Below are 5631 nucleotides of genomic sequence, written 5' to 3' on the forward strand. Positions count from 1 at the left end.
AATTTAATACCCTTTTTCTCTAATATCGGCTGTGCCTTTTCCAAAATAACAGCGTGCGGTACGTTAGAAGCTCCCACAACAAGCTTATTCTCCTCTTTTCCTCCGCAAGCAGCTAATGTAAATACAGACAGCGCTGTAACAACTGACAATAGAACCATTTTCATATGGTGTCCCCTTCTCCCGTATAATTATGTAGTTATAAAAAAGGCTGGCATACACCAGCCCTTTTACAGCAATTATTCTTTTACAGGAACAACTGCTCCTTTATATTCTTTATTAATGAAGTCTTCAATTTCTTTAGAATGTAATACTTCTACAAGAGCTTTAATCTCTTTCTTATCTTTATCGCCTTTACGAACAGCTACTACGTTTGCGTATGGTGAATCATTACTTTCAATTGCAATTGCATCTTTTTCTGGGTTTAACTTCGCATCAATTGCATAGTTCGAGTTAATTAGAACCGCGTCGCCTTCTTTATTGTTATACACTTGTGGCAATAAACCAGGCTCAATATCTGTTTTGAATTTCAAGTTTTTTGGGTTATCCGCAATATCTTTTGGAGTTGCTTTAACCGGATCTACTCCGTCTTTAATTTTTAAAATACCTTCTTTTTGTAAAATTGCTAGACCACGTCCATGGTCAGCAACTGAATTACTCATAATAATTGTCGCTCCGTCTGGAAGTTCTTTTAAGCTCTTATATTTTTGAGAATATACACCAATCGGTTCTAAATGAATTTTCCCTGCTACTTCAAAATCATATTTTTTATCTTTCATTTCTTTTTCTAAATACGGAATGTGCTGGAAGTAGTTTGCATCTAAATCCTTATCTGCTAACGATTTATTTGGTAATACGTAGTCTTGGAATTTTTTCACTTCTAACTCAATTCCTTTTTTCTCTAATAAAGGTTTAGCCTTTTCTAAAATAACCGCATGCGGCACGTTAGAAGCCCCCACAACTAGTTTCTTTTCATCTTTATCTTTCCCGCCACAAGCAGCTAACCCCAAAATTGAAGTTGAAATCAGTGCTGTAAGTAATAATTTTTTCATTTGAAACATCCTCCCGTTTTTTATTATCGTTTATCTATTCGAGTCGTTACACGATCACCAATCCACTGAATGAAAAATACAACTAGTAATACACAAATTGTCGCAACGATTGTTACGTCGTTATTTCCTCGTTGGAATCCTTCTAAATAAGCAAGTGTTCCAAGACCACCAGCCCCAACAACTCCCGCCATTGCTGTATAGCCCACTAAAGCAATTGTCGTAACCGTAATACCAGATACTAACGCTGGTAACGATTCTGGAATTAACACTTTCAAAATAATTGTGCTTGTTTTTGCTCCCATCGCTTTTGAAGCTTCAATTACACCTTTATCAATTTCGCGAAGTGCAATTTCAACCATTCTTGCATAAAATGGTGCCGCTCCAATAATTAAAGCTGGAAGTGCTGCACTCGCTCCAAGAATTGTTCCAAGCAAAATTTTTGTGAATGGAATTAATAAAATGATTAAAATAATGAACGGTATCGAGCGAAAAATGTTTACGAACGCTCCAATCGCTGTGTTAACCGCTTTGTTTTCCCATAAATTATCTTTCGCTGTCATAAAGAGTAACAATCCTAAAATGAGTCCTAAAACAAATGTGGCAAGAGCGGCGATTGCCGTCATATATAACGTTTCACCAGTTGCTTCTAACATTTGATTCCAATCAACATTTGTGAATAACTTATCCATGTGCAATCACCTCCAGCTCTACTTGATCTTGATGTATTCCCTCTATTGCTTGCTGAATCGCTGTTTCCTCACCATTTAAATGAACAACTAAACTACCGTAAGAGCCGTTATTCGTTTGTGCGATATTTCCTTGCAAAATGCTAACTTCTATATCACTGCGTTGCATTAATCTTTGAAGTACTGGTCTTTCTACCGCTTCACCGATAAACTGCAAACGAACTACTTTTCCATCTGGATATTTTTCAATTAAACTTTCAATCGTTTCATTTGTATCTTCAGAATCCGTTAACTGCTGTACAAATCGTTTCGTAATGTCTTGCTGCGGATTACGGAACACATCAAGTACTGGACCTGTTTCTACAATCTTCCCTTTTTCCATTACTGCAACACGATTACAAATCTTTCGAATTACGTGCATCTCATGTGTAATGAGTACAATCGTTAAACCGAGACGTTTATTAATATCTAATAATAGATCTAAAATTTGATCTGTCGTTTCTGGATCAAGAGCTGACGTTGCTTCATCACATAAAAGTACTTGCGGATTGTTAGCTAACGCTCTCGCAATACCAACACGTTGCTTTTGTCCTCCGCTCAGCTGAGATGGGTACGCGTCTCCTCTTCCTTCTAATCCAACAAGATGAATTAACTCATCCACGCGTTTTCTTCTCTTCGCCTTATCAACACCTGCAATTTCAAGTGGGAACTCAATATTTTCACGTACAGTTCGTGACCAAAGTAAGTTGAAGTGTTGAAAAATCATTCCGATTTCTTGCCTTGCCTTACGAAGTTCGCTTCCTGTAATCGCTGAAATCACGCGATTTGCAATTGTAATTTGGCCTGAAGTTGGTTTCTCCAACTGATTGAATAATCGAATTAAAGAACTTTTTCCAGCGCCACTATATCCGATAACACCAAATATTTCACCTTTATCTATTTTTAAATTGGCATTATCTACAGCAGTGACATCACCGCTTTTTGCTTTATATATTTTCTTTACATTTTCTAATAAGATCATGATGTTCACCCCTTTTTGTTTAGATCGACTCCGCAATTTTTTATGTTTAATGCATGTAGTCCACCATTATCACTACTTTTATTATTTGAATGTCCTCCACATTCAAACAACAAAAAAACCTTTCCGCTTTAGAGAAGCAGAAAGGTTTATGTGCGTATATAACAACATTATCCCTCTCTCTCATCTCTCAAAGCATTTGCTTTGCAGGAATTGGCACCATTTCAACATAAGTTGACGGTTGCCGGGCTTCACAGGGCACAGTCCCTCCACCTCTCTTGATAAGAGAAATCAGATTACATTTTCGTCTGATTTGTAATTTATGAAATTGTCTATATTTTATGAATTGAATTGTATCAATATCCACACACCATGTCAACAGAAATTTTTGCAAAAAATGAAACTTCAGAATTTTAAGCACCTACTGACATCGGTTTACATATATGAAACATCGATTCAACTAATAGCATGGTTCGATACGTTCCTGAATATTGTACACGTCCATCATTCATTAACATTTGCAATCGTACATTGCCGTTCACCAATTGTTTTACATCTTCTTCACCAACACAAACGATTTGCTCCGTTCCTCTTTCCTCATGTAGCAGCTCTATATAATCTCTTGAAATTTGTAACGAACAACTTTCATCTCCAAAGCGGAAATTAACAGTTTTTTCTCCTTGTCTTAAAAGCGGTTCTAAATGATATTGACCATTAGCGTAATTTACAAATGATTGCAGCAAAGAATATAATTTCACTCTAAATCACATCCTTCATATCACTTTCTATTACACATACCATTCCCTCTCACTAAAGAGCAATCCTGTTATTTTCGCTCGACAAATACTGTAACCACCCTGCATCTCGACATATTTCCCGAGAAATATGTCGAGGCGGCAAAAACTTTGCCGCCTACTTTAATTCCGTATATAAATATTCAACCGAATGAAATGCGTATATCTTCTTCATCAGTGTCCCATTTTCAAAAACAAGTAAACAAGGTACACTTTCGATCCCATACTCTTTCGCGAAATGCGGAGCATAATTTAAATCTAACATTCCAATTTTCAAATCTTCAATTGTCATCTCAACGACAGTTAACATCTTTTTTGCTAATTGGCATGTTCCACACATTGGAGTATATACATATAACACTGTTTTTTCTTCATTCTCTATTAGGGCTGTAGCTTCGGCTCCTGTCCAGTCAATCACTTCTATCATTCCTTACCGTAAATATTCTGTATAAACGTCAATGTCAGCTCCCCATAATACATTTGCTAAGTGTGAAGATGGCGCAGTTGCCACTTCTCGGTACGAGCGATCAATATAAATATGCTCTGCTTGCGGGAATTCTTTTCGAAATTGTTTCCTTAACTTTTCTCCAGCATCATCAGCATCCACTAGTACATACACTTCCTTATCAAAAAACTGATCAACGAGCTCATCCATTTTCGACAAACCAATTGTACCATTTGTACAAACAATTTCCACCGGTTCCCGAATAATAGATTCAATCTTTCTTCTATCTGATGTACCTTCTACAATAATGACTTTTTCTACATAAACCATATGTCATCACCCGATCACCATATACTATACAACCTTTAACTTAGTATATAGTATATTCGTTATTTTCATGTTGTTTCCTGTTTATTTTTGCAAAAGAAAAGCGCAAGCGGCTCGTTCAGGTTGTAAAGTTCCATAAAACCTTACCGAAAAACATTCATTCCTATAATAGCTTATTCATTTACACTCGATTTTAAATGTATTATGTAACACAAAATAAAAAAGGACAGCACAAAGGCTGTCCTTCAGTCGACTATAATTAGTCTTGGTTTGTCATTTCTGCATATTTTTCAGCAGTTAATAACTTCTCAACTTGGCTTGCATCAGAAAGTTCAACTTTAACCATCCATGCACCCTCGTATGGAGATTCGTTAACAAGTTCTGGTTGGTCACTTAATTCTTCGTTTACTGCTACAACTTTACCGCTTACAGGTGCGTATAATTCAGAAACTGTTTTAACAGATTCTACGCTTCCGAATGGCTCGTCAGCTTCGATTGTTGCACCTACTTCTGGAAGTTCAACGAATACGATATCGCCTAGCTCACTTTGTGCAAAGTGAGTAATACCGATAACAACTTCATTACCTTCAGTTTTTACCCATTCGTGTTCTTCAGAGTAACGTAAATTATTTGGAATGCTCATGACTGTACCTCCAGTGAATGTATTAATTATGTAAAAATACCTTATTGGTACTTTTTCCACACACTTTCAAACTGCTCTTCGTTAAAACCAAGTGTTACCTTCGTTCCATCTGTTACAATTGGACGTTTAATCAACATGCCATCAGATGCTAAAAGCTCGTACATTTCGTCTTCACTTGCATCTTTTAACTTATCTTTCAGACCAAGTTCACGGTAACGCATTCCACTTGTATTAAAGAATTTTTTTAATGGTAATTCACTTTTTTCATGTAAATTACGTAAATCTTCTTTTGATGGTGGATTTTCAACAATATGAATCATCTCATATGCTACATCGTTTGCCTCAAACCATTTCTTTGCTTTTTGACATGTGCCACACTTTGGATATGAATAAAATGTTACTGTCATAAATTCACCTACTTTTTTACTAACCTTTACCTTTATCATATAGAAAACGTTTTATTATTTCAAACGATTATTCGCTAAACTTTTACTTATTTCGTGATAATTTTTAATAATCCTGCAAATTTTTCTTATTTTTCCGCCATTTGTTAAGAAAAAATAAATATATAAATTTTTTAGATTCTTTCCCAATTCCTCGCTGAACATATATCTTAAACAAACGTTTGATTAACTCCCCTTTTTTCTTTGTTAACCCTTGAGCTGTATC

General features: G+C 35.8%; 8 protein-coding genes, 1 pseudogene and 1 riboswitch. All 9 genes and pseudogenes read right to left on the minus strand.

Annotated elements, in window-relative coordinates; translation table 11 throughout:
- Positions 1 to 164: pseudogene (locus MR079_RS27380) on the minus strand (methionine ABC transporter substrate-binding protein); the annotation flags it as partial.
- A 72-nt stretch (positions 165 to 236) separates the two neighbouring features.
- On the minus strand, positions 237 to 1049 hold the full coding sequence (metQ, locus tag MR079_RS27385; RefSeq protein WP_016718832.1) for a methionine ABC transporter substrate-binding lipoprotein MetQ: 813 nt from the start codon (positions 1047 to 1049) through the stop codon (positions 237 to 239).
- Positions 1050 to 1072: 23 nt separating this feature from the next.
- Complete coding sequence (locus MR079_RS27390) at positions 1073 to 1738, minus strand: methionine ABC transporter permease (RefSeq protein WP_016718833.1); 666 nt, start codon at positions 1736 to 1738, stop codon at positions 1073 to 1075.
- Positions 1731 to 2756, minus strand: a complete 1026-nt coding sequence (locus MR079_RS27395; protein WP_000601759.1) for a methionine ABC transporter ATP-binding protein — start codon at positions 2754 to 2756, stop codon at positions 1731 to 1733. Before MR079_RS27395 ends, MR079_RS27390 begins: the two co-directional genes overlap by 8 nt.
- Before the next feature lie 177 nt (positions 2757 to 2933).
- Positions 2934 to 3041: riboswitch (SAM riboswitch) on the minus strand.
- 125 nt (positions 3042 to 3166) lie between these two features.
- Entirely contained in the window at positions 3167 to 3511 is a 345-nt protein-coding gene (locus MR079_RS27400) for a hypothetical protein (RefSeq protein WP_000781219.1), read from the minus strand.
- 154 nt (positions 3512 to 3665) lie between these two features.
- On the minus strand, positions 3666 to 3974 hold the full coding sequence (locus MR079_RS27405; RefSeq protein WP_001998544.1) for a thioredoxin family protein: 309 nt from the start codon (positions 3972 to 3974) through the stop codon (positions 3666 to 3668).
- Between the two features lie 3 nt (positions 3975 to 3977).
- Positions 3978 to 4322, minus strand: a complete 345-nt coding sequence (locus MR079_RS27410) for a toprim domain-containing protein (protein WP_000263237.1) — start codon at positions 4320 to 4322, stop codon at positions 3978 to 3980.
- Positions 4323 to 4578: 256 nt separating this feature from the next.
- The gene (gene gcvH / locus MR079_RS27415) at positions 4579 to 4962 is read right to left on the minus strand and encodes a glycine cleavage system protein GcvH (RefSeq protein ID WP_000026900.1); all 384 of its coding nucleotides are present in this window, start codon (positions 4960 to 4962) and stop codon (positions 4579 to 4581) included.
- Between the two features lie 41 nt (positions 4963 to 5003).
- A complete protein-coding gene (locus tag MR079_RS27420) occupies positions 5004 to 5369 on the minus strand; it encodes an arsenate reductase family protein (protein ID WP_000218967.1) in 366 nt (121 codons plus the stop codon).
- Between the last annotated feature and the right edge of the window lie 262 nt (positions 5370 to 5631).

The organism is Bacillus cereus group sp. BfR-BA-01381 (genome assembly GCF_022663555.1).
GTDB lineage: Bacteria > Bacillota > Bacilli > Bacillales > Bacillaceae_G > Bacillus_A > Bacillus_A pacificus.

Coding starts and splice junctions, on each gene's coding strand:
- metQ (WP_016718832.1), bottom strand. CDS start 1,049: ATGAAAAAATTATTACTTACAGCACTGATTTCAACTTCAATTTTGGGG.
- MR079_RS27390 (WP_016718833.1), bottom strand. CDS start 1,738: ATGGATAAGTTATTCACAAATGTTGATTGGAATCAAATGTTAGAAGCA.
- MR079_RS27395 (WP_000601759.1), bottom strand. CDS start 2,756: ATGATCTTATTAGAAAATGTAAAGAAAATATATAAAGCAAAAAGCGGT.
- MR079_RS27405 (WP_001998544.1), bottom strand. CDS start 3,974: ATGATAGAAGTGATTGACTGGACAGGAGCCGAAGCTACAGCCCTAATA.
- MR079_RS27410 (WP_000263237.1), bottom strand. CDS start 4,322: ATGGTTTATGTAGAAAAAGTCATTATTGTAGAAGGTACATCAGATAGA.
- gcvH (WP_000026900.1), bottom strand. CDS start 4,962: ATGAGCATTCCAAATAATTTACGTTACTCTGAAGAACACGAATGGGTA.
- MR079_RS27420 (WP_000218967.1), bottom strand. CDS start 5,369: ATGACAGTAACATTTTATTCATATCCAAAGTGTGGCACATGTCAAAAA.